Source organism: Proteus penneri (assembly GCF_022369495.1).
GTDB classification, from domain to species: domain Bacteria; phylum Pseudomonadota; class Gammaproteobacteria; order Enterobacterales; family Enterobacteriaceae; genus Proteus; species Proteus penneri.
In genome coordinates this window covers 2,008,743-2,028,709 of the sequence record NZ_CP059690.1, presented here as the reverse complement: position 1 = coordinate 2,028,709, position 19,967 = coordinate 2,008,743, and the positions used below count along the sequence as shown (strand labels likewise).

Genomic DNA, 19,967 nt, shown 5'->3' with positions numbered 1-19,967 from the left:
ACGACACATTCTAGGTTTAACGCCTGCTGTGCAGGCCTTTGGGAAGCATGCTGACTATGGCTACGATTCATGTAGACGGCAAAGAATATGAAGTTAACGGGGCTGATAACCTGTTAGAAGCCTGTCTTAATTTAGGCTTAGATATTCCTTATTTTTGCTGGCACCCAGCGCTGGGAAGCGTTGGCGCTTGCCGCCAGTGTGCGGTTAAGCAGTATCAAAATGCTGAGGATACCCGCGGTCGTTTAGTGATGTCTTGTATGACACCAGCGACTGATGGCACGTTTATTTCTATTGATGACGAAGAAGCGAAGAAATTCCGCGAAAGCGTTGTTGAATGGTATATGACAAACCATCCTCATGACTGTCCAGTTTGTGAAGAAGGGGGTAACTGCCACCTTCAAGATATGACGGTAATGACAGGTCACACTATGCGTCGCTATCGCTTTACCAAGCGTACACATAGAAATCAAGATCTGGGACCGTTTATTTCTCATGAAATGAACCGTTGTATTGCTTGTTACCGCTGTGTTCGTTACTACAAAGACTATGCCGATGGTACTGATCTTGGTGTCTTTGGTGCGCATAACAACGTTTTCTTTGGACGTGTTGAAGATGGCACATTAGAGAGCGAATTCTCGGGTAACTTAGTCGAAATTTGTCCGACGGGTGTATTTACTGATAAAACTCACTCATCACGTTATAACCGTAAGTGGGATATGCAGTTTGCACCAAGTATTTGCCAAGGTTGTAGCATGGGCTGTAACACAAGCCCGGGTGAACGCTATGGTGAATTACGTCGTATTGAAAACCGTTATAACGGGACTGTAAACCGCTATTTCCTCTGTGACCGTGGTCGTTTTGGCTATGGCTATGTGAACTTAGCAAGCAGACCTCGTCAGCCTAAAAAACGTTTAGGTAGTAACTGGTTAGAAATTAGTGCAGTTCAAGCGACTCAAGCCGCTGCGGATATGCTGAAGAAAAGTCAGCGTATCGTGGGTATTGGTTCGCCTCGTGCAAGCATTGAAAGTAACTTTGCATTACGTGAAGTTGTCGGTGCTGAAAACTTCTATAGTGGTATCTCTGCATCAGAGCAGAAACGTTTGACATTAATGCTAGAGATTTTACAAAAAGGTGGCGTTCATACTCCATCTCTACGTGAAATTGAAGATTACGATGCGGTTTTAGTGTTAGGTGAAGATTTAACGCAAACTGGTGCTCGTATGGCATTGTCTGTACGTCAAGCGGTGAAAGGTAAAGCGCGTGAAATGGCTGCGGCTCAAAAAGTCGCTGACTGGCAAATTGCTGCGATTATGAATATCGGACAACGTGCGAAATATCCGCTGTTTGTGACTCATGTTGATGAAACCCGTCTTGATGATGTTGCTGCATGGAGTTATCGCGCCCCAGTTGTTGATCAAGCACGCTTAGGATTTGCAATTGCCAATAACATTAACGGTGAAGCACCTGCGGTTGATGGTATTGATGACGCGCTGAATAAGCATATCGAGATGGTTGTTCAAGCACTTTCTCAAGCGAAGAAACCATTAATTATCAGTGGTAGTCATGCAGGTAGTGAAGACGTTATTAAAGCTGCTGCCAACATTGCGTTTGCATTAAAAGCAAAAGGCAATGAAGTGGGACTTTCTTTCGTTGCTGATGATGCAAACAGCATGGGGCTAGCCATGATCAACGCTCAGCCACTTGATGATGCTTTAAAAATCATGCGCAGTGGTCAAGCCGACACCGTTGTTGTTATGGAAAACGATTTATATCGCCATTACGATGCCGATGTTATTGATGATGCGATTGCTAAAGTCGATAACGTTATTGTTATCGACCATCAGCAAACAGATATCATGGCAAAAGCACATCTAGTTCTCCCCGCGTCTTCATTCGCTGAAAGCGATGGGACAATGGTGAGCCAAGAGGGCAGAGCACAGCGTTATTTCCAAGTTTTCGAACCTTCTTTCTATAACAAAGAAGTGGTAATGCATGAAAGCTGGCGTTGGTTAAGTGCAGTTGATTCACAATGGCATGAAAGAACGCTGGATTGGACACAGTTAGACAATGTGATTGAGCATTGTGCAACCAGTCTTCCTCAGTTTGCTGGCATTGTTGATGCGGCTCCGAATGCATCATTCCGCATTCGCGGTCAAAAATTGGCGCGTGAACCCCATCGTTACAGTGGTCGTACTTCCATGTTGGCGAATGTGTCTGTTCATGAACAGCGCCAACCAAAAGATATCGACACACCATTTGCGTTCTCAATGGAAGGTAATAACAGCCCAACCGCACCTCGTCAGCAAATTCCATTTGCATGGGCACCGGGTTGGAACTCACCTCAAGCATGGAATAAATTCCAAGCCGAAGTGGGTGGCAGCTTACGCTTTGGCGATCCGGGTGTGCGCTTAATCGAATGTGGTGATAATACACTTGGCTACTTTACTGATATTCCTGCGCCATTTAATGCACAGAAAAATCAATGGACTGTTGCACCTTGCTACCGTTTATTTGGTAGTGAAGAATTATCACAACGTGCAGAAGTTATCCAATCTCGTATGGAAACGGCTTATTTAACATTGAGCGAATCTGATGCACAAGCATTAGCGTTAACTCAGGGGCAGCAAGCCATGTTTACTTACGAAGGTCGTGAATTCACCTTACCTGTGAAAATCAGTGCTCACCTAACTCAAGGTCAAATCGGCTTGCCGTTAGGTATGGCAGGTATTTCTCCATCGCTGGTGGGTGTATCGGTTCGTCAACTGCGGGGTATTGCATAATGAGCTGGTTATCTCCTGAAGTTACAGAGATTTTACTCACTGTTCTAAAAGCCGTGGTGATCTTGCTTGTCGTGGTCACCTGTGGTGCTTTTATGAGTATGGGGGAACGCCGTTTACTGGGGTTATTTCAAAACCGTTATGGGCCTAATCGTGTAGGTTATGCAGGTTCAGCACAGCTAATTGCGGATATGATCAAAATGTTCTTTAAAGAGGACTGGATCCCAAAATTTGCTGACCGCTTTATCTTCACCATAGCACCAGTAATTGCGTTTTCATCTTTATTGCTGTCATTTGCCATTGTACCTGTTAGCTCAACATGGGTTGTTGCTGACTTAAATATCGGTATTTTATTCTTCTTGATGGTTGCGGGTATCGCGGTGTATGCCGTGTTATTTGCGGGTTGGTCAAGTAACAATAAATACTCATTGTTAGGTGCAATGCGTGCATCAGCACAAACCGTAAGTTATGAGGTGTTCTTAGGACTTTCAATCTTAGGGGTTGTTGCTCAAGCAGGCTCTTTTAACTTGACAGATATTGTGAATTCACAAGCGAATATGTGGAATGTCATTCCACAATTCTTCGGCTTTATTACGTTTGCGATTGCTGGCGTTGCTGTTTGTCACCGTCATCCATTTGACCAACCAGAAGCAGAACAAGAGCTTGCTGATGGTTATCACATTGAATATTCCGGTATGAAATTCGGTTTGTTCTTTGTCGGTGAATATATCGGGATCGTTGCAGTATCAGGTCTTATCGTGACGTTATTCTTTGGTGGTTGGCAAGGTCCTTTCTTACCGTCATTCATTTGGTTTGCACTGAAAACAGGATTCTTCATGATGATGTTCATCCTTATTCGTGCTTCGTTACCGCGTCCGCGTTACGACCAAGTGATGTCTTTTGGTTGGAAAATTTGCTTACCGTTAACTCTTATCAATCTGCTGGTAACTGCTGCAGTGATACTTTACAACGCTCAATAAGGGGTGATTGAACCATGACTTTAAAAGAGTTATTGACTGGTTTCGGCACCCAGGTACGAAGCATTTGGATGATTGGCTTACACGCCTTCGCCAAACGTGAAACACAGATGTACCCGGAAGAACCTGTCAACGTTGCACCACGCTACCGTGGACGTATTGTATTGACGCGTGATCCCGATGGTGAAGAACGCTGTGTTGCTTGTAACTTGTGTGCGGCAGTTTGTCCAGTTGGCTGTATTTCATTACAGAAAGCAGAACATGAAGATGGTCGTTGGTATCCGGAATTTTTCCGTATCAACTTTTCTCGCTGTATTTTCTGCGGTTTATGTGAAGAAGCTTGCCCAACAACGGCGTTGCAATTGACGCCTGACTTTGAAATGGGTGAGTTTAAGCGTCAGGATCTGGTTTATGAAAAAGACGATCTGTTGATTTCTGGACCCGGCAAATATCCTGAATATAACTTTTACCGTAAAACAGGTATGGCGATTAACGGCAAAGACAAAGGTGATGCAGATGATGAAGCTAAACCTATCGATGTCAAAAGCCTGTTACCGTAAGGAGCGATATTCATGGAATTTGCATTTTACATCGCGGGGCTGATTGCCATCCTTGCAACATTGAGAGTGATCACTCATACCAATCCAGTACACGCATTGTTGTACTTAGTGATTTCATTGATTGCCCTCTCTGTGGTTTTCTTCTCGCTGGGCGCCTATTTCGCAGGTGCATTAGAAATCATCGTTTACGCTGGCGCCATTATGGTGTTGTTCGTTTTCGTGGTGATGATGCTTAATTTAGGTAAATCCGTCGTTGACCAAGAGAGAAAGTGGCTACAACCGAAGTTTTGGATTGGGCCTGCACTGTTATCTCTAATGCTATTAGTCGTGCTTATTTATGCAATTAGTAGTGTTACTCACGGTGAAATTACTGGAGAAATAATTGGTGCGAAAGAGGTCGGTATTAGCTTATTTGGGCCTTATATTCTGGCTGTTGAGTTAGCATCTGTTCTCTTATTGTCGGGGTTAATAGTTGCTTATCACATTGGTCGTGATCAGAGCCATGACGATCTCGTCGAAAACGAAAACGCAGGGGAGCAAAAATGATACCTCTTCAACATGGTTTGATCTTGGCGGCGGTACTGTTTGTGTTAGGTTTTACCTGCTTAGTACTTCGCCGCAACCTGTTGTTTATGTTGATCGGACTAGAAATTATGATTAATGCGGCTGCACTGGCCTTTGTTGTCGGTGGTAGCTTTTGGGGTCAAACAGATGGTCAGATAATGTATATTCTGGCAATCAGCTTGGCGGCGGCAGAGGCAAGTATTGGTCTGGCATTGTTGTTACAGCTTCATAGACATCGCCAAAACATCAATATTGATACAGTCAGTGAGATGCGCGGATGAATATACTCTATTTAACCATTCTGCTACCACTGCTGGGATTTTTACTGCTCGCTTTCTCACGTGGTCGTTGGTCTGAAAACGTATCAGCATGGATTGGTACAGGTTCGGTTGGTTTATCGGCTTTAGTTGCACTTTGGGTTGGTATGGATTTCTTTGCCAATGGGCAAGAAACTCAAGTTCTGACTTTATGGAACTGGATGTCAGCAGGGAATTTTAATATTCCATTCACACTGGTTCTTGATGGTCTTTCATTAACCATGCTGGGTGTGATTACCGGTGTTGGCTTCCTGATTCATATGTATGCATCGTGGTATATGCGTGGAGAAGAAGGGTATTCTCGCTTCTTCGCTTATACCAACTTATTTATCGCCAGTATGGTTGTCTTAGTACTGGCTGATAACATGATGCTGATGTATATGGGTTGGGAAGGGGTTGGTCTATGTAGCTACCTGTTAATTGGTTTCTATTATAGCAATCCTGCTAATGGCGCAGCGGCGATGAAAGCGTTTATCGTAACGCGTATCGGTGATGTGTTTTTAGCTATCGGTATGTTTATCCTGTTTGACCAATTAGGTACATTGAGCTTCCGTGAAATGGCGGTACTTGCGCCTGAGCAATTAGCAGTAGGTTCAAGTGTTATTAACTGGGCAATGTTAATGGTATTAGGTGGTGCGGTAGGTAAATCAGCACAGCTTCCATTACAAACTTGGTTAGCCGATGCAATGGCAGGCCCAACACCTGTATCTGCATTAATTCACGCAGCAACTATGGTTACAGCGGGTGTGTACTTAGTGGCACGTAGCAACGCGCTATTCTTAATGGCACCAGAAGTACTGGAATTAGTCGGTATTATCGGTGCGGTGACATTAGTGCTAGCGGGTTTTGCTGCCTTAGTACAAACAGATATTAAACGTATTCTTGCTTATTCAACCATGAGCCAAATTGGTTATATGTTCTTGGCTTTAGGCGCTCAAGCATGGGATGCGGCAATTTTCCACTTAATGACCCACGCTTTCTTTAAAGCGTTACTGTTCTTATCCGCAGGCTCTGTGATTATTGCCTGCCACCACGAACAAAATATCTTTAAGATGGGCGGGTTACGTAAGAAGATCCCATTTGTTTATGCTTGTTTCCTGATTGGTGGTGGCGCATTAGCGGCATTACCACTGTTAACAGCAGGGTTCTTCAGTAAAGATGAAATCTTATGGGGTGCGTACTCAAACGGGCATTTTAACTTAATGCTAGCAGGGTTAATTGGTGCGTTATTTACGTCTCTTTATACCTTCCGTTTGATTTTCATCGTATTCCATGGTGAAACCAAAACCGAAGCACACCAAGTTAAAGGGTTTACTCATACTTTCCCATTAGCGGTATTAGCACTGTTATCAACATTTATCGGTGCGTTAATCACTCAACCGTTAGGTGCTGTTTTCCCTGAAGGAAACGCATCGCACGATGGTAAGTATGTATTAGAAATTCTTTCTGGTGTGGTAGCGATTGTAGGCGTTGCCATTGCAGCATGGTTATACCTGAAACAGCGTCAATGTGTTGCTAAGGTTGCCAATACTCGTACCGGTCGTTTCTTCTCAACATGGTGGTTTCATGCTTGGGGATTCGATGCTCTGTATGAAGTGCTGTTTGTCAAACCTTATAAAGGGGCGGCGTGGCTTATCCAAAATGATCCTGTTAACCAATTCTTTAATTTATTCGGTTGCCTGCTTAAAGGTACCAATAAAGGATTAAGTTTCAGTGAGAATGGATTAACTCGTTGGTATGCGGCTTCTCTCGGTTTAGGTGCAGTGCTGGTTATCGCTCTGCTGCTTCTGGTTTAATTAAGGGACACATTGCGCCATGTTATTACCCTGGCTAATACTTATTCCCTTCATCGGTGGCCTGCTAAGTTGGCAGGCTGAACGAATCGGCTCGCAAGTTCCTCGCTGGGTTGCGTTGCTGACGATGGGATTAACACTCGTTATTTCTGTGCAACTTTGGTTGCAAGGCGATTATCAACTACTCAGTGCTGATGGAGCGCCACGCTGGACAGAGTATTTCTTTGTGCCGTGGATCCCTTCGTTAGGGATCAATATCCAGTTTGCACTTGATGGTATGTCATTGCTGATGGCTGTTTTGACCGCAGTTTTAGGTATTTTAGCGGTGCTCTCTTCGTGGAGTGAAAACCAACCATCACAAGGTGCTTTCCATTTTAACCTGCTGTGGATCTTAGCAGGTGTAATGGGGGTATTTTTAGCAACGGACTTGTTCTTATTCTTCTTCTTTTGGGAAATGATGTTGATCCCAATGTATTTCCTGATTTCTTTATGGGGACACAAAGGAAGTAGTGATAAAGCACACGTCAGTGCAGCAACGAAATTCTTTATCTATACACAGGCAAGTGGCCTGTTAATGTTGCTGGCCATTATCGGTTTAGCGGTTGCTTTCTACCGTGAAACAGGTATTTGGACGTTTAGCTATGACACCTTATTACAAGCACACACCGTATTAGGTACTGAGCTACAATTTATCCTGATGCTAGGTTTCTTCGCTGCATTTGCGGTGAAAATGCCAATCGTTCCTGTTCATGGCTGGTTAGCCGATGCGCATGCAGAAGCACCAACCGCGGGTTCTGTTGACTTATCCGGTATTTTGTTAAAAACAGCAGCTTACGGTTTATTGCGTTTTAACTTACCACTGTTCCCAGAAGCGTCAGCGTTATTGGCACCTGTGGCGATGTGGTTAGGTTTAATTACCGTATTTTATGCAGCATTACTGGCATTTCGTCAGACAGATATCAAACGTCTTGCGGCTTACAGTAGTATTTCTCACATGGGCTTTATCGTAATTGCGATTTATGCTGGCTCTGTATTGGCTTATCAAGGTGCGATTATTCAAATGATCACCAATGGTTTGTCAGCAGCAGGTCTGTTTATCATGTGTGGCATGCTGTATGAGCGTTTAGGTACGCGTGATATGAATCAAATGGGCGGATTGTGGAAAAGCATCCGTTTCTTACCTGCGTTTTCACTGTTCTTTGCGGTTGCCTCTTTAGGTATGCCAGGAACAGGTAACTTCGTCGGTGAGTTTATGATCCTATTTGGTACTTATGGCAACTTTAAGCTGATCACGATTATTTCGGTCTTTGGTTTAGTCTTTGCATCTGTTTATGCACTATGGATGATGCAACAGGCTTACTACGGTTCACCGAAAACAGCTGAAAGAACCTATAAAGGGTTGGATCTGAGAGAATTCTTTATCCTGATCACCTTGGTCGTTTTACTGGTTATTCTGGGCTTCTTCCCACAACCTGTATTAGACACCTCGGCATCAGCGATGGAAAATCTCCAGACTTGGTATTCCGCTTCTATTTCAACAGTAAGGCCGTAATTCGCCATGACAATAACTCCTGAACAATTGATCGCAATGCTACCGCTATTAATCGTCGGATTGACGGTGGTGGTTGTGATGCTGTCCATTGCGTGGCGACGCGATCATTTCACTATTGCCACTTTGACAGCAACAGGTTTCATCATTGCGCTGGGATCACTCTATTACGTTAATGCATTAGGTGTAGTGGACGTTACCACGCTTTACCATGTTGATGGATACTCTAGTTTCTTTACTGCACTAGTTATTCTTTCGGGTATTGGTACTATCGCTTTTGCTTATCCTTGGTTAGAAGGCTATCAAGATAACAAAGAAGAGTTTTACATGCTGATTGCGATTGCGGTGATTGGAGGGATTTTACTCTCTTCAGCCCACCACTTCGCATCGATGTTTATTGGTATTGAATTACTGACATTACCGCTGTTTGGTCTTATCGGTTATGCATTCCAACAACGTCCATCACTGGAAGCGGGTATTAAATATATGCTGCTTTCGGCAGCAGCATCTTCTTTCTTACTGTTTGGTATGGCACTGCTCTATGCAGAAGCAGGGGATCTCTCCTTTACTGCGATGGGACAAAGTTTAAGTGATAGCAATATCCATAAACCATTAGTACTTGCAGGTTTAGGGATGATGTTGGTGGGAATTGGATTTAAATTATCTTTATTCCCATTCCAACTGTGGACACCTGATGTTTACCAAGGTGCGCCAGCACCAACGGGGGCATTCTTAGCCACTGCAAGTAAGATTGGTATTTTTGCAGTTGTGATGCGTTTATTCCTTGAAGCACCCGCTGCGGATAGTGAAACCTTACGAATGATCTTAGGTTTCATGGCAATTGCCTCTATCTTGTTTGGTAACATTATGGCGTTAACGCAAAAGAGCGTGAAGCGCTTACTGGGTTATTCCTCAGTATCGCACCTTGGTTATCTGCTAGTGGCATTAATTGTATTGCAATACAGTCCTGTGCTGGCGCAAGAAACGGCTGAAATTTATTTAGCTGGTTACTTGTTTGCAAGCTTAGGGGCATTTGGTGCTATTGCAGTAGCTTCAAGTCCTTATCGTGAAAGCGAAATGGATTCACTAGAAGATTACCGCGGATTATTCTGGCGCCGTCCTGTCGTTGCTGTGGTGATGTCACTCATGATGTTATCGCTGGCAGGTGTACCAATTACATTAGGTTTTATTGGTAAACTTTATGTCATTATTGCAGGTATTAACTCAAGCTTATGGTGGTTAACGGGTATGGTCGTGTTAGGTAGTGCGATAGGTTTATTCTACTACCTACGTGCAGCCGCGATTGTTTTCTTACGTAAACCAGACAATGACAATACACCGGCGGTTGCAACCACATCACAAAATATGGCGACATTTGTTGCATTAATCTGCGTTATTGTTGTGATTGCTTTAGGTGTATGGCCACAACCATTAATTGAACTAACGAATTTCGCGATTATTGCACCAGTAGCAAATTAATCGTAATAGTTAGATATTCAAACTAAGAGCGGCTCTTTTATAGAGCCGTTTTTTTTCGTTATTATTAATGTTTTTTATTTTTCAACCTCTTCATAATATAAAGAAAAACTATCTAAGAATGAAAATATAGGAATAATAATATCTTTATTTAATAAATTATTATTTTTTAGTGTGTGTATTTGCAAAATAATTTCTTTCCAATATTCAGATAAAAACTCTAACTGTTTAATCAAGATATGAAGAAAATAATCAATATCAACGAGTTTGTAATGATGTTTTAAATTTAAAAGTGTATTTTGCTGTTCTTTTTTTAACTGATGAATTTTTTTTATTTGTGCCAAATAAAGTGTAGTAAGCTGATGTCGAGTTTCGACTATTTTGGTATAAGAAAAGCCATAATCTAATGTAGAAAACAAATTGTTTAATATTTTTACTAGGGAAGATAAAATATTTTTTTCTTGCTTTTCAATATTGAGATTATTAATTTCTGATAGTTGAGGTATCGAATTTTTAAAAAGGTCGAAAAAATTTTTTTTATGTAAAATATCTTCGCTATCACGTATAATATCAAGTTCTTTTTTAGTTTCCTCTGATTGATGTTCTAAATTGATAATTTCACTTGTAAGTTTTTTTATATTATTTTCTTTGTCATGAATGAAAGGGGTTATTTTAGTTGTGATAAATTTGTTTTTTAATTCATTAATTTCAAATAAAAGATACTGGTTGTGTTGATTAATAGAATTTATTGTTTCATCTATTTCATCAAAAAATATTTTTAATATTTCATTTTTTTCTTCTTTTAATTTATTCTTTAATTCATTGTTAATTTTTCCGGCCTGTATTTCTCTATCAATTTCGTTAACCGTTTCTAAGATATCATTAAATAAAATTTGTCTTAGTCTATTTTTTATATTGAGAGAAAAGTAAATAATATTTTCAATGCTCTTATTGTTTCTTTCTAAAAGCTGTGTTGTTTCTTCTTCTAGTGTACTATCCATATAGCCTTTACTACTACTTAAATAAAAAATATTTCTGTATGCATGAAATAATTTACTATGTTCAAAGAGGTGATTTAATTTAATGGGATTTTCATGATTGTTCATAACAATATCCTTTTGTTAGCTATTTGATGAATAAAACGTAGAAAGCGCATTATCAAAAGAGAGCAAGATCTCCTTTGAGTAACCAATAACCATGTACCAAGGTGTGATGATTTTCTCAAGATAAATACTAAATTTTATCAACTCTAACGCATTGTTAATTTTATTAAAGTTAGTTATTGAAGCTTCTATCTCTGTTAATATCGCCTGCCATACATACTCAATATGCTCTAAAGCCATATTTGTATCTTCAATAAATTGTTCGATTTCTGATAATTCAATATAAAGTGTATTTAAATGCAAAGACAAACCAGCGTAGACATCGATCTTTATATTGATTGTTTTTACTTTTTCAATGAGCTCATTTTTCTTTTTACGAATGACTTCGGCTTTTGCACCAAATATTCCTCCTGTAATAATGACACCAATAATACCTACGGCGAGTCCCGTAAAAGCAAGGCCAACATAGTGTTTATATTCATCTTTTAATTGTGAAATTTCCTCAATCAATAAATCTCGTTCTTCTATAAGAGAATTGTTATTCTCAGTATAAAACTCATTAATAAATCGTTTTTTATTCAGAATTTCATGATAGATAGAAGGGTGAGCGACATTTTGACTGTCTTTTCCACCTATTATTTTACTTCTAAATGTCGATAAGCTATCTTTTATTTTAATGGTTTTATTTCGTTCATTCTCAATATCTTCTTTCATACTTTCTAAAATATGAATAAGTTGTGTTGCGACTTCTTTATCTTGAGATTTATATTGGATACTTTTTAACTCTTGTTCAGAAAGATCTTCTATAACAGAGGATATTTTTGTTAATAAAGGCATTTGATTGATAAATGCAATGATATTTTCACCTGTAGAAGTGATTTCTCTACCCATTATTTCTAAATCAATTGCTTGTTGCTTAATACTATATTCTATTTTATTCCAATCAAAAGCGTGTTCTCGTATTTTGATAAAAAGAGAGAGAATATTATCAGGTGAGAGTTGTGATTCATCTATTTCACTATAATGAATGAATTTGATGACATCATCTATTTTGTAAGGAAGCGAAAGTGCTTTATTAATATAAGACTTTATTTTTATTAAATCATGAGAAGTAACAATACCAGGTAGTCGTCCATCTTCAATATCTACACCTAATATTAACCCCAAAGCAACCTTAGGAATATCGGACGTCTCAATGATCTTATCGATGTGTTCAAAGGCGGTTGTATCCATATAACCTCACTTATGTATAAAAATTTTTATCTTTACCACTTTATCTAATGACGATTTGTTGGTTATTTCAGAAGTGCGAGTTAATGCTTCTACTTTGTAACATAAAAAATACAAAACTTTGATAAATGACAAAGGTTATAATTAATCAGCCCTTTGATAATTTGTATAGAGACGTATAATCACCTTTTTAATTTTGTTGTGGGTATTGGTAGTGGAAAAGATTAATCCTGTGTTTTCGACACTGTACGAAAAAGTGAAAAATATAAATCTGACAGCACAAGGTAATCTTTTACATTTGAAAGTCACCTTGCCATCAGAGGTCTCATTTTCATTGCTCTCATGGCTTGCTGCTCAGGTATATTATCCACAATTTTACTGGCAGCACCGCGATGAGAGTGAAGAAGTGGCAGCATGTGGGCAATTATGTTGCTTCAATCATATTGAAGATGCTCGCCAATTTTTAGCAACTCATCAGTCTGATATAAATATTGATGATGTGCGTATTTGGGGCTTAAATGCGTGGGATACCATTATTCCTGGTCGCATTGACAAAATAAAAGGCGATGATGCTTACCTTTTTTTACCTCGCATTGAGATCAGACGCCACCAGCAACAACTTTCTGTTCATCTAAATATGTTGGATGAAGATGATAAGCAAAATACATTAGATTTTCTGCAAACATTAAACCAAGCCGAAGAGATTGAACCGCTTTCTGTTTCTGTCACTCATGTTAATCACTCTTTAACGCAAGAGCAGTGGACTCACTATCTCAATATTGCCTTAGATGAGATTAACCAAGGTTTATTTGAAAAAGTTGTCCCTGCTAGAGCAACTTGTTTAACATTGGATAACCCGCTTAAAGCGATCCAGTTTATGAAAGCCAGTCGTGATGTTAATCATCATTGTTATCACTATATGCTGGCATTTTCATCTTCAGATGCATTTATGGGGTCAACACCAGAAAGATTATATAAACGTGATGAGTTGATGCTTTACACTGAGGCGTTGGCGGGGACTGTGGCGAGTTCTGACAACGAACAGCAAGCCACTCAATTTGCAGATTGGCTGATGAATGATAAAAAGAATCAGCATGAAAATCTCGTTGTGGTCGATGATATTTGTCAGCGATTACAAGGCGGTGTAGAAGGTATCGATGTTTCACCCGCAGATGTTATCCGATTGCGTAAAGTGCAGCATCTTCGTCGCTATATACATGGTAAGTTAATTCACTCTGATGATATCGATTGCTTAAAACGATTGCAGCCAACGGCTGCTGTATGTGGATTACCAAGAAGTGTCGCACGTGCTTTTATTCGTCAACATGAACCTTTTGAGCGTCGTTGGTATGCAGGTTCTGCGGGGTATTTATCGCTTCCTCATGCCGAATTTGCAGTAAGTTTACGTTGTGGTGAATTGCATGATGATGCTTTAACTTTATACGCTGGTGCAGGTGTTGTTGCAGGATCTGATCCTCAGCAAGAGTGGACTGAAATAGAAAATAAAGCAGCAGGTCTACGAACATTGTTGGAAAAAGAGAGTTAATTCTTACAGATAATCTCAGTTTAAATAATATTAGTGTAATCATCAAAATTTGATGAGTAGTTTTTTATGTCAGTTATTTAGTACTACTCTTTAAATAACCAGTGCTAATTGTTAATTAATTGATGCTATCCTTTAGAACACTAACGCTATTTATTCCTATTCTTAACGATAAAAAAGAGCTCATTGAAAATAGAGTGGATAATTAGCCTAAATAATGCACTTTTTGAGTGTTTTTTTAACGATTTATTTAACGAAAACTTCTGTTCATTGAACTAGGCTAAGGAAAAGTATTTAGTAACAGATATTATAATAGCAATTGCAGGTTTTCGTTGTTGGGATGATCAATGTCTAATAGTTCGTTTAATCGCCAATGGGCTAAAGTTATACTCGAAACTTTGACTCGTCATGGCTTGCGCCATATCTGTATTGCCCCCGGATCTCGTTCGACCCCTTTAACACTAGCGGCGGCTGCCAATCAAAAATTAGTTTGCCATACACATTTTGATGAACGTGGGCTTGGTCATTTAGCCTTGGGGTTGGCAAAAGCAACCAAAGAACCCGTTGCGGTGATTGTAACTTCGGGGACAGCCGTTGCGAATTTATACCCAGCCTTGATTGAAGCGGGATTAACGGGTGAACGTGTTATCTTTTTAACCGCAGATAGGCCGCCTGAATTAATTGATTGTGGTGCAAACCAAGCGATTCGACAGCAAGGTATTTTTGCAACGCATCCTTCACAAACCCTCTCTTTACCAAGACCAACAGCAGATATTTCCGCGAGTTGGTTAGTTTCTACCCTTGATAATGCCATGAATACGTTGGTACATGGTGCATTACACGTTAATTGTCCTTTTGCAGAACCTTTATATGGTGATGATGTTGAAACATCGACACCATGGACTGATGTTTTAGGAGATTGGTGGCAAAGTGATAAACCGTGGCTACAAGAAACTCGTTTTAACGCAGTTTCAACACATCCGCAATGGAATGAGTTACGCCAGAAAAAAGGTGTTGTGATCGCAGGGCGTATTAGCCCAGAAGAAGGTGTTGCAGTCGCAAAATGGGCATCACAATTAGGTTGGCCTTTATTAGGTGATGTATTATCCCAAACAGGGCAACCACTACCTTGTGCCGATTTATGGTTGAATAACCCTCAAATAACATCAGAATTAAATCAAGCTGAAATCGTTATTCAATTTGGTTCAAGCTTAACAGGTAAACGTTTATTGCAATGGCAAGTGGGATGTTCTCCTAACGCTTATTGGATTGTTGACCCTATTCCGGGACGCTTAGATCCCGGTCATCATCGAGGTGAGAAATTTACATTATCACCTATGCAGTGGTTAATGGCACATCCTGCGGTTGATAATTCACCGTGGACTGATGCATTAGCTCATATAGCCAAACAAACCTATCAAAAAGTCAGTGAAATAACCGATTATTTTGGTGAAGCACTGGTTGCTCACCAATTAGATAAATTACTTCCTAATGATGGGCAATTATTTGTTGGCAATAGTCTGATAGTACGATTAATCGATGCATTTGCTCAGTTACCACAAGGGTATCCTGTGATGAGCAATCGAGGAGCAAGTGGTATTGATGGCTTAATTTCAACATCTGCAGGTGTTCACCGTGCGACAGAAAAGCCAACATTAACAATTTTGGGTGATTTATCGGCACTGTATGACCTAAATAGTTTAGCGTTACATCAACAAGTTTATGCACCTAATGTTATTATCGTAGTGAATAATAACGGTGGGCAAATATTTTCTATGTTACCCACGCCAGAGACAGAGCGAGAACGCTTTTACTGTATGCCTCATTCACTAAATTTCAAACACGCGGCCGCAATGTTTGGTTTGCATTATGTATCACCAACAAGTTGGGATGCACTGTTAACGACTGTTCAGGAATGCTGGACAGGGGCGCCAATAACGACATTAATTGAATTAATTGTTGATGATACTGATGGCGCAAAAACATTAAATCAGTTGGTAAAACAGGTAACATCTCATGACTTTAGCATGTCAGCGATATAATACCCATAATGAAGGGCCTTGGTTAGTTTGGTTGCATGGGCTATTAGGTGAAGGTTGTGAATGGGAGCCTGTCATTCAGGCTTGCCATGAATATCCATCACTTGTGATTGATTTGCCTCGTCATGGAGGTTCTGCATCTATCAGCGCGAAAGATTTTGTTGAAGTGAGTACATTGCTAACAGACACTCTAAAAGAGCAAGGTATTGATCACTATTGGTTAATTGGTTACTCGTTAGGTGGCCGGATCTCGATGTATCATGCATGTTTTGGTGATACTACAGGATTAATGGGATTGATTGTAGAAGGTGGCAACCCAGGTTTAAATGATGCAATAGAAAGACAAAGTCGCATTGCACATGATAAACGTTGGGCTGAGTGTTTTCGTAATGAACCTATTAGTGATGTATTAACACAATGGTATCAACAACCCGTATTTGCTGATTTAAGTGATGAAAAACGTCAATTACTGATTGAGAAGCGTCGCCATAATAGCGGGACGTGCATTGCTGAAAGCCTTGAGACACTTTCTTTGGGCTATCAACCGTGGTTGGTGACTAAATTACAGCAACTCACATTGCCGTTTATTTGGCTTTGTGGTGAAAAAGATAATAAATTTCAATCTATTGCGCAGCAGTATTCGCTGCCATTAACGACTATCCCGCATGCTGGCCATAATGCACATCAGGCACAGCCAGCGGCTTATGCTGCGGTGATAAATCATGTTTTATCCCTCTTTGGTTAAAGGAACCTAATTATGCTTTACCCGAGCGAAGAAAAATTATATGCACCGATTGAATGGCAGGATTGCTCTGAAGGTTTTGAAGATATCCTCTATCATAAATCAGTCGATGGCATTGCAAAAATTACGATTAACCGCCCGCAAGTGCGTAATGCTTTCCGTCCTTTGACAGTGAAAGAGATGATCCAAGCATTAGCTGATGCACGTTACGATGACACCATTGGTACTATCATTCTAACGGGGGCAGGTGAAAAAGCATTCTGCGCTGGTGGTGACCAAAAAATTCGTGGAGACTACGGCGGATATCGTGATGAGAGCGGTACACATCATCTAAACGTGTTGGATTTCCAACGCCAAATCCGTACTTGTCCGAAGCCTGTTGTGGCCATGGTCGCCGGTTATTCTATCGGTGGTGGTCATGTGCTTCATATGATGTGTGACTTAACTATCGCTGCTGAAAACGCTATTTTTGGTCAAACTGGTCCTAAAGTGGGTTCTTTCGATGGTGGTTGGGGGGCATCTTATATGGCGCGTATTGTTGGCCAAAAGAAAGCACGTGAAATCTGGTTCTTATGTCGTCAATATGATGCGAAAGAAGCATTAGAGATGGGCTTGGTTAATACCGTTGTTCCTTATGCAGATCTTGAAAAAGAAACCGTTCGTTGGTGTCGTGAAATGCTGGAAAACAGCCCAATGGCATTACGTTGCTTGAAAGCAGCATTAAATGCGGATTGTGATGGTCAAGCAGGTCTGCAAGAATTAGCGGGTAATGCAACCATGCTGTTCTATATGACTGATGAAGGTCAAGAAGGCCGCAACGCCTTTAATGAAAAACGTCAACCTGATTTCACTCGATTTAAACGTAACCCATAATGAGAAACGCCAAACTCTATTCATTCAGCCTACCTGTAGATGCAGGCGTTGTTCTGCGCTATCAAAGGCTAAAAACGCGTGATGGTTTTCTTGTCTGTTTAGAGCAAAATGGTAAACAAGGATGGGGTGAAATTTCACCTCTTCCTGAGTTTAGCCGTGAAACTTTAGAACAAGCACAAGAAGCTGCACAATCTTGGTTAACAGCTTGGTGTGCGGGTGAAAACCCAGAGCACAGTGAACTGCCAAGCGTGGCTTTTGGTATTAGCTGTGCATTAGCAGAGCTTAATGATACGTTGCCACAAGACGCAAATTATCGTGCTGCACCTTTATGTAATGGCGATCCTGATGATTTGATTTTAAGCCTTAATGATATGGAAGGTGAAAAAGTCGCTAAAATCAAAGTGGGCTTATATGAAGCTGTGCGTGATGGGATCGTCGTTAATCTGTTATTAGAAGCTATTCCTGACTTAAAACTCAGACTCGATGCCAATCGAAGCTGGACACCTGCAAAAGCAGAAGGCTTTGCGAAGTATGTTAATCCGCAATGGCGTGATCGCATCGCATTCTTAGAAGAGCCATGCAAAACACCAGAAGAGTCACTGGTTTTTTCTCAAGCAACAGGAATTAATATTGCTTGGGATGAAACAGTACGAGATGACGGGTTTGAAGTAAAACCACAACCCGGTGTCACTACTATTGTGATAAAACCCACACTGGTGGGAAGCCTTGAACGTTGTCGCTCTTTAGTTGAGCAAGCACATGCTTTAGGGCTTGATGCTATTATTAGTTCAAGCATTGAGAGTAGCTTCGGGCTGACTCAATTAGCAAGAATTGCACAATGGTTAACGCCTAATAGCATTCCAGGACTGGATACCGTTGATCTAATTAAGCAACAGCTTATTCGTCCTTGGCCAGATGTGGATATTCCGCTTATTTCTCTTGAACAGCTAGAGACTGTATGGCAACAGTAGTTCAATTTAAACAATGGCCGTGGCATCACTGGGCACAATTTAGCCCAAATGAAACGGCCATTATTTCAGGCAATTCGCCTATTACATGGCAACAATTAAGCTGTCATATTAATCAGTTAGCTAGCCATTTTATGGAACAAGGTGTTAATACACAAAGCACTGTGCTGTTGCGTGGAAAAAATCACCTCAATCTTATTTTTGCCTTACTGGCTGTTTTTCAATGTGGTGCTAAGGTTTTACCTTTAAATCCACAGCTTCCAAAATCTTTACTTGATGAATTATTGCCTCACTTATGTATTGATTTTTATGCTGATTTGAGTGATTCACCGCTAGATTTGAAGGCAACATTGCTTGATTTTAGTGGTATTGAGCTAAGTAACAGGTCACGTCAATATAAAACTCAAACCGTAAATGATGTTCTATGGGAGCCATCTCGTATGGCAACACTTATTTTGACATCAGGCTCATCAGGTTTACCCAAAGCTGCGGTACATACCTTTGATGCTCATCTTCGCAGTGCAATGGGTGTTTTGTCATTAATGCCTTTGGAAAAAGGTGATAGCTGGTTACTTTCTTTGCCTCTATTTCATGTTTCAGGGCAAGGTATACTTTGGCGCTGGTTATTACGTGGAGCAACGCTGGTGGTACGTGAAATGCACCCATTTGTGGATGCGTTGCAGGGGTGTACTCATGCCTCTTTAGTGCCCACACAACTATGGCGTTTCTTACAAAATAGAGTGCAGCAAGATAATCAACAACCTATTACTTTAAAATCTGTTTTATTAGGGGGAGCCATGATCCCTATTGAGCTAACGCAAGCAGCAGAACATTGGGGAATTCAATGCTGGTGTGGTTATGGCATGACAGAAATGGCATCAACGGTTTGTGCGAAACGTGCAGATGGTAAAGCAGGAGTAGGACTTCCACTACAAGGCAAAGAAGTTAGGTTAGTGGATGATGAACTCCAGATAATGTCTGATAGCGTTGCTTTAGGTTATTGGTTTGATGGTAAATTAAAACCGTTATCACTTACAGCTGATGGATGGTATTCAACACGAGATAAAGGTGGTTTTATCGCCGGTGAATGGTGTGTTTTAGGGCGATTAGATAATCTGTTTTTTAGTGCGGGTGAGGGTATTCAGCCAGAAGATATTGAAAAAATCCTTAATACACACCCTAGTGTAAGCCAATCTTTTGTTGTTCCTATTGATGATGCAGAATTTGGGCAACGTCCAGTCGCAGTTGTCGATAGTGATATTGAAATAATCAATCAGTTACCGCAGTGGTATCATTCGCGTTTAGCTGGATTTCAACGACCCGTTGCTTGTTTACAACTCCCTGAAAACCTTAAAAATGGTGGAATTAAAATTTCCCGTAAACAAGTGCAAGAATGGGTGAAAGGGCAAATGCTTATTAAGGATATATAATTGTTATTATTAAATATTGAACGCTT

The 19,967-nt window shown here is 40.5% G+C and carries 16 protein-coding genes; 14 read left to right on the top strand and 2 right to left on the bottom strand.

Translation table 11 applies throughout. The features are described from left to right. Window positions 1–47 precede the first annotated feature (47 nt). The 8 genes from nuoG to nuoN are packed head-to-tail and all read left to right on the top strand — an operon-like array spanning window position 48 to window position 10,016. Window positions 48–2,780 carry an NADH-quinone oxidoreductase subunit NuoG gene (gene nuoG / locus H1225_RS09240; protein WP_072063176.1) on the top strand — a complete coding sequence of 911 codons (2,733 nt, stop codon included), beginning with the start codon at window positions 48–50 and terminating at the stop codon, window positions 2,778–2,780. Beyond that, window positions 2,780–3,757 carry an NADH-quinone oxidoreductase subunit NuoH gene (gene nuoH / locus H1225_RS09235; RefSeq protein WP_006533300.1) on the top strand — a complete coding sequence of 326 codons (978 nt, stop codon included), beginning with the start codon at window positions 2,780–2,782 and terminating at the stop codon, window positions 3,755–3,757. Before nuoG ends, nuoH begins: the two co-directional genes overlap by 1 nt. Window positions 3,758–3,771: 14 nt before the next feature. Further along, window positions 3,772–4,314 (top strand): NADH-quinone oxidoreductase subunit NuoI, encoded by a 543-nt coding sequence (nuoI, locus tag H1225_RS09230; RefSeq protein WP_006533299.1) that lies wholly within the window; start codon window positions 3,772–3,774, stop codon window positions 4,312–4,314. A gap of 12 nt (window positions 4,315–4,326) precedes the next feature. Then, window positions 4,327–4,860 (top strand): NADH-quinone oxidoreductase subunit J, encoded by a 534-nt coding sequence (nuoJ, locus tag H1225_RS09225; protein ID WP_072063175.1) that lies wholly within the window; start codon window positions 4,327–4,329, stop codon window positions 4,858–4,860. Continuing rightward, window positions 4,857–5,159 carry an NADH-quinone oxidoreductase subunit NuoK gene (gene nuoK, locus H1225_RS09220; RefSeq protein ID WP_023581731.1) on the top strand — a complete coding sequence of 101 codons (303 nt, stop codon included), beginning with the start codon at window positions 4,857–4,859 and terminating at the stop codon, window positions 5,157–5,159. The genes nuoJ and nuoK overlap by 4 nt, the downstream gene beginning before the upstream one ends. Continuing rightward, complete coding sequence (gene nuoL / locus H1225_RS09215; RefSeq protein WP_006533297.1) at window positions 5,156–6,991, top strand: NADH-quinone oxidoreductase subunit L; 1,836 nt, start codon at window positions 5,156–5,158, stop codon at window positions 6,989–6,991. Before nuoK ends, nuoL begins: the two co-directional genes overlap by 4 nt. Window positions 6,992–7,010: 19 nt before the next feature. Beyond that, window positions 7,011–8,540, top strand: a complete 1,530-nt coding sequence (nuoM, locus tag H1225_RS09210) for an NADH-quinone oxidoreductase subunit M (protein ID WP_115065486.1) — start codon at window positions 7,011–7,013, stop codon at window positions 8,538–8,540. Window positions 8,541–8,546: 6 nt separating this feature from the next. Next, window positions 8,547–10,016: an NADH-quinone oxidoreductase subunit NuoN gene (gene nuoN, locus H1225_RS09205; RefSeq protein WP_161729944.1), complete on the top strand. Its 1,470-nt coding sequence runs from the start codon at window positions 8,547–8,549 to the stop codon at window positions 10,014–10,016. Between the two features lie 74 nt (window positions 10,017–10,090). Here the strand turns inward: nuoN and H1225_RS09200 are convergent, their stop codons facing one another. Both H1225_RS09200 and H1225_RS09195 read right to left on the bottom strand, forming a co-directional pair. Then, the gene (locus H1225_RS09200) at window positions 10,091–11,119 is read right to left on the bottom strand and encodes an alpha-xenorhabdolysin family binary toxin subunit B (protein ID WP_115065485.1); all 1,029 of its coding nucleotides are present in this window, start codon (window positions 11,117–11,119) and stop codon (window positions 10,091–10,093) included. Between the two features lie 15 nt (window positions 11,120–11,134). After that, the gene (locus H1225_RS09195) at window positions 11,135–12,349 is read right to left on the bottom strand and encodes an alpha-xenorhabdolysin family binary toxin subunit A (protein WP_109399899.1); all 1,215 of its coding nucleotides are present in this window, start codon (window positions 12,347–12,349) and stop codon (window positions 11,135–11,137) included. 211 nt (window positions 12,350–12,560) lie between these two features. Between H1225_RS09195 and menF the strand changes: the two genes are divergently transcribed. The 6 genes from menF to menE all read left to right on the top strand — a co-directional run bounded on the left by menF (window position 12,561) and on the right by menE (window position 19,941). After that, window positions 12,561–13,892, top strand: coding sequence for an isochorismate synthase MenF (menF, locus tag H1225_RS09190; protein ID WP_115065484.1), 1,332 nt, complete (start codon window positions 12,561–12,563; stop codon window positions 13,890–13,892). 344 nt (window positions 13,893–14,236) lie between these two features. Continuing rightward, the gene (menD, locus tag H1225_RS09185) at window positions 14,237–15,931 is read left to right on the top strand and encodes a 2-succinyl-5-enolpyruvyl-6-hydroxy-3-cyclohexene-1-carboxylic-acid synthase (RefSeq protein WP_006533288.1); all 1,695 of its coding nucleotides are present in this window, start codon (window positions 14,237–14,239) and stop codon (window positions 15,929–15,931) included. Further along, window positions 15,906–16,673, top strand: a complete 768-nt coding sequence (gene menH, locus H1225_RS09180) for a 2-succinyl-6-hydroxy-2,4-cyclohexadiene-1-carboxylate synthase (RefSeq protein ID WP_161706521.1) — start codon at window positions 15,906–15,908, stop codon at window positions 16,671–16,673. The genes menD and menH overlap by 26 nt, the downstream gene beginning before the upstream one ends. A 12-nt stretch (window positions 16,674–16,685) precedes the next feature. Beyond that, entirely contained in the window at window positions 16,686–17,543 is an 858-nt protein-coding gene (menB, locus tag H1225_RS09175) for a 1,4-dihydroxy-2-naphthoyl-CoA synthase (RefSeq protein ID WP_023581739.1), read from the top strand. After that, window positions 17,543–18,514 (top strand): o-succinylbenzoate synthase, encoded by a 972-nt coding sequence (menC, locus tag H1225_RS09170; RefSeq protein WP_239739087.1) that lies wholly within the window; start codon window positions 17,543–17,545, stop codon window positions 18,512–18,514. The genes menB and menC overlap by 1 nt, the downstream gene beginning before the upstream one ends. Next, window positions 18,502–19,941, top strand: a complete 1,440-nt coding sequence (gene menE / locus H1225_RS09165; protein ID WP_239739086.1) for an o-succinylbenzoate--CoA ligase — start codon at window positions 18,502–18,504, stop codon at window positions 19,939–19,941. Before menC ends, menE begins: the two co-directional genes overlap by 13 nt. Window positions 19,942–19,967: the final 26 nt, after the last annotated feature.